Raw genomic sequence first — 4,178 nt, 5'->3', positions numbered from 1 at the left:
CCATCGGCTCCGACCGGCCACCCACGCCCCAGCAGCCAGCCCCGCGTCTCGTCGATGCCTTCGAGCGAGGGCTCGACGCCCCGATCTGCCTCACGTGGGAGCTGACCTACGCCTGCAACCTGTCCTGCTCGCACTGCCTGTCCAGCTCGGGGCGGCGCAACCCGCGAGAGCTGACCACCCAGCAGTGCAAGGCCGTCCTCGACGAGCTGCAGCGGATGCAGGTCTTCTACGTCAACATCGGCGGCGGGGAGCCGACCGTCCGTCCAGACTTCTGGGAGCTGGTCGACTACGCGACAGATCACCAGGTCGGGGTGAAGTTCTCGACGAACGGCGTGCGGATCACACCCGATGCGGCACGCCGGCTCGCCGCAAGCGACTACGTCGACGTGCAGGTCTCGCTCGACGGGGCGACCGCTGAGGTGAACGACGCGGTCCGCGGCGCGGGGTCCTTCGCCCTCGCCATCCGCGCGATGGAGAACCTGCACGACGCCGGTTTCGAGAACTTCAAGGTCTCGGTCGTGATGACCCGGCACAACATTCCACAGCTCGACGCCTTCGCCGCCCTCGCCGAGCGCTACCACGCCCAGCTGCGGCTGACCCGGCTGCGGCCGGCCGGCCGAGGCGCGGCCGTCTGGCACGAGCTGCGCCCCCTGCCGGGCCAGCAACGCGAGCTCTACGACTGGCTCGTGCTGCACGGCGAGAGCGTGCTGACCGGAGACTCCTTCTTCCACCTCGCGGCCTACGGCGAGTCCCTCCCCGGCCTGGGCCTCTGCGGGGCGGGCCGCGTCGTCTGCCTCATCGACCCGGTCGGGGACGTCTACGCGTGCCCGTTCGCGATCCACGAGAGCTTCCGCGCCGGCAACGTGCTGACCGACGGCGGCTTCGGCACGGTGTGGCGCACCTCGAGCCTGTTCGCCGACCTGCGCGCCCCACAGACCGGAGGGGTCTGCTCCTCCTGTGCACACCACGACACGTGTCGCGGTGGCTGCATGGCCGCGAAGTTCTTCACCGGGCTGCCGCTCGACGGACCCGACCCGGAGTGCGTGCGCGGCCTCGGCGAGGCGGCGTTGGACGAGAGCGCGCAGCGTCCCGCCCCGAGCCCGGACCACAGCCACCGGACCTCGCCACCGCGCCCGCGGCCGGTTCCGGTGCGCATCCTGTCCGGCCCCCCGGCCGCGCCGGTCAGCGCATGCCAGCAGAACCCGCTCGCGGGCTTCGACCCCGACCACCAGTAGCGTCCCCGCAGCAGAAGCAGATCCACGCCTGCGGCAGCGAGCAGTGCGCGGCTCGAGCAGCTCGGCATCCGTCGCGCGAACCCGTTTTCCCCTTCGTACGGTCGGGTACGGGGTTGCCGTGCGGCTGCGGCGCAGTGAGTTCGACCTACCCGGGCTGCGGCGGATCCGCCGGGGCCGAGGATTCTCGTATGTCGACGATGCCGGTGCACGTGTCTCCGACAAGGACCACGAACGGATCCTGGCGCTCGTCATCCCGCCTGCCTGGCGGGACGTCTGGATCTGTCCCTACGCGAACGGACACATCCAGGTGGTCGGCACAGATGATGCCGGACGGCGGCAGTACCTCTATCACCCGGCTTGGCGGGTGCAGCAGGACGAGGAGAAGCATCTGCGGGTGCTGCGTCTGGCACGTCACCTGCCCGTCGTCCGTGAGGCGGTCGGCCACCGGCTCCGGCGGCGCGGGCACGGCCGAGCGCGCGTGGTCGCCGTGGCGCTACGGATGCTCGACGCCGGGCTGTTCCGCACCGGGGGGGAGGAGTACGAGCAGATGCACGGGAGCTATGGGGTGGCGACCCTGCTGCACGAGCACGTCACCGTCCGGGGCGACGTCTTGACGTTCTGCTTCCCGGCGAAGTCGGGCATCGAGCGTGAGGCGCAGGTCACCGACCCCGACCTCGCCCGTGCGGTGCGGTCCCTGCGCAGAGCCGGCATGCGCGGTGACCGGCTGCTGCGCTACCGCATCGGCGACGAGTGGCATGACCTGCTGGCGTCCGACATCCGATCCGAGTTCAAGGACCTCGCTGGTGAGGAGTTCACCGTCAAGGATCTGCGCACCTGGGCGGCCACGGTCGTCGCGGCAGTCTCGCTGGCCCGGCTCCTGGCGGAGGCGGGGCCCGACTCGGGCGAGGACCACGCCGGCCGAGAGAAGGCCGCCTTCGCGGAGGTCGCGGCCCAGCTCGGCAACACTCCCGCTGTCGCCGAGTCGTCCTATGTCAACCCGCGTGTCATCGAGCAGCACACCGAGGGGAGGACCGTGCTGCGGTCGCTGCGTCGCTCGCTCACGAAGGCGGATCGTCGGCGGCTGGCCCGAGGAGATCTCGCCATGGTCCGCGACCGCGATGCGCTCGACAAGGTGGTGCTGCGATTCCTCGAGCGGGCTTACGACACGTGACCATCAGGTCCCCAGTCGCGCGTCATCTCTGGGACTCGGCAAGGGCGACGAACCCGGCTCGAGCCTGCGCCAGGATGGCCTCGAAGGTCGGCGCGCCCTGCAGTGGCGAGCTCTCCAGCTCGTCCGCCCACGGCTCGACGCGTGCGAATCCCTCAAGGATCTGCTCGATCGTGTCGTCCGGGAGCGCGGCGATGAGTTCCGGCAGTTCCTCCTGCTCCTCGGCTTCGGCGTGGTGGGTGACCGCCGCGCCGAGTAGCCCGAACTGAGTCAAGAAGGTCCGGGGATCATCGATCGACTCGAGATGCGCGATGACCGCTGCCGCCTCCTGCTCCTCGGTGATCCGGCGCGCCGAGACGTCGTCGTGGCTGAGAGTGACCAGCCCCTGCGGGTGCAACAGCGTCTGCTCCGCGGCCTCGTGGACGGCCAGGAAGCGGAGGAAGTGGTCGAAGGCAACGAGGCGATCCGCCTCTTGGGGCGTGGCGACGACCGTCAGGAGCGCCCTGATCCTGGCGTGCTGCCCGCCGATGACGGCCAGGAGCTGCTCGCCCGGTGTCGTCACGGCTCGCTCCCGGCAGCCCAAGGTCTCAGCGTCTGGGCGTACTCGTGACCGTAGGTGTCGCAGAAGCTCATGTGTCGCACCTCCATCTCGGTGGTTCCGGTCACCGCTCACTACCCGGGCCGGCGACGTCTTAACCCGACGGGCAACACACGGTACTGACCCTCCGACCCGGCTGAGCGGCATACGGACTCGGTATGCCGCTCAGCGACGTGACGCGTCGGGCGTCACGGCGTGCGCGTGAGGAGCTCTTCGAGGAGGGCAGGAGCGCTCGCCGGGTCGCCGAGCTCGGCGAAGGCGGCCCCGACCGCGAGCGCCAGATCACGCGCCTGGTCGCAGTCGCTCGCCGGCGCGAGGACGCACAGCTCGTCGATGGCGGCCGCCGCGCGCACCGCGGCATCCGTCCCGTCCTCGCCGGGGCCGCTCGCGCGGCAGTCGGACAGCAGCACCACGACGCGACGGGACGCTCTCGAGCCGGCCAACACCTCCGCGGCCCGGGTCAGGGCCTGGGACAGCCCGGTCTCACCGTGCCCGACGAGCCGGAGCACACGGTCGACGACGTCCTGACCGGGAGCGGGGTCGTGCAGCCCCCGCAGGGTCACCACGTCCCGGCCGAACGCGAGGACGGCGAGCTCGTCCGGCATCCGCAACGCACACGCGGCCGCGAGGACGGTGGCGTGGGCCAGCCGCTCCCCCGTCATCGAGCCGGACTGGTCGACGAGCAGGACGAGCGCGAGCGTGCCGCGCCCCCAGTGGGTCATCGTCAGGTCGTCCAGGGACACCGGGCGGCGCTCGGCGTGGGCGCCGGCGATCGCCTCCAGCGAGGCGTCGACGTCAAGATCGCCGTCGAGGCGTCCGCGGGACGCGGTACGCCGATGGACCCCGGGACGGTCGGCGATCACCCGGGCCACCCGGTCGAAGATGAGCTGGGCCGAGAGCCGTTCGGCCGCGGCGCGGAGGGCGGGATCGGTGGCCCGGCGCATCCGGGCCATGACGGTGACGGTGCCCGCTACGTCGTCGGACAGTGCCTCGCGCAGGGCGTCCTCGTCGACCTGTCCCACCGCAGGGGAGATCCGTTCGAAGCCCGGTGCGGTGGCGAGCTCACCGCGACCGACCTGCCGGTCGCCGGGCTTGCTGCGCGGTCGCGGTCGTCGGGGGCCCGGGCGGGGGGCCCCGGGCCCGCCGCCCCCCCCCGCGGGCCCGGGGGGGGGGCCCG

At 71.9% G+C, this 4,178-nt stretch carries 4 protein-coding genes; 2 read left to right on the top strand and 2 right to left on the bottom strand.

Features of this window, described 5'->3' with window-relative positions:
* Window positions 1-2: 2 nt before the first annotated feature.
* Window positions 3-1,235, top strand: a complete 1,233-nt coding sequence (gene mftC, locus L0H79_RS21200; RefSeq protein WP_301486676.1) for a mycofactocin radical SAM maturase — start codon at window positions 3-5, stop codon at window positions 1,233-1,235.
* Window positions 1,236-1,353: 118 nt separating this feature from the next.
* Window positions 1,354-2,406, top strand: a complete 1,053-nt coding sequence (locus tag L0H79_RS21195; RefSeq protein WP_301486675.1) for a DNA topoisomerase IB — start codon at window positions 1,354-1,356, stop codon at window positions 2,404-2,406.
* Between the two features lie 22 nt (window positions 2,407-2,428).
* Here L0H79_RS21195 and L0H79_RS21190 read toward each other — a convergent pair whose 3' ends face one another.
* Both L0H79_RS21190 and L0H79_RS21185 read right to left on the bottom strand, forming a co-directional pair.
* On the bottom strand, window positions 2,429-2,965 hold the full coding sequence (locus L0H79_RS21190; protein ID WP_301486673.1) for a hypothetical protein: 537 nt from the start codon (window positions 2,963-2,965) through the stop codon (window positions 2,429-2,431).
* Between the two features lie 224 nt (window positions 2,966-3,189).
* Window positions 3,190-4,178: VWA domain-containing protein (locus tag L0H79_RS21185; protein ID WP_301486671.1), on the bottom strand; the 989-nt coding region annotated here is incomplete at its 5' end.

This window comes from Intrasporangium sp., assembly GCF_030452765.1.
GTDB lineage: Bacteria > Actinomycetota > Actinomycetes > Actinomycetales > Dermatophilaceae > Intrasporangium_A.
The sequence above is the reverse complement of the archived record's forward strand: the minus strand, read 5'-3'. Positions and strand labels throughout refer to the sequence as shown.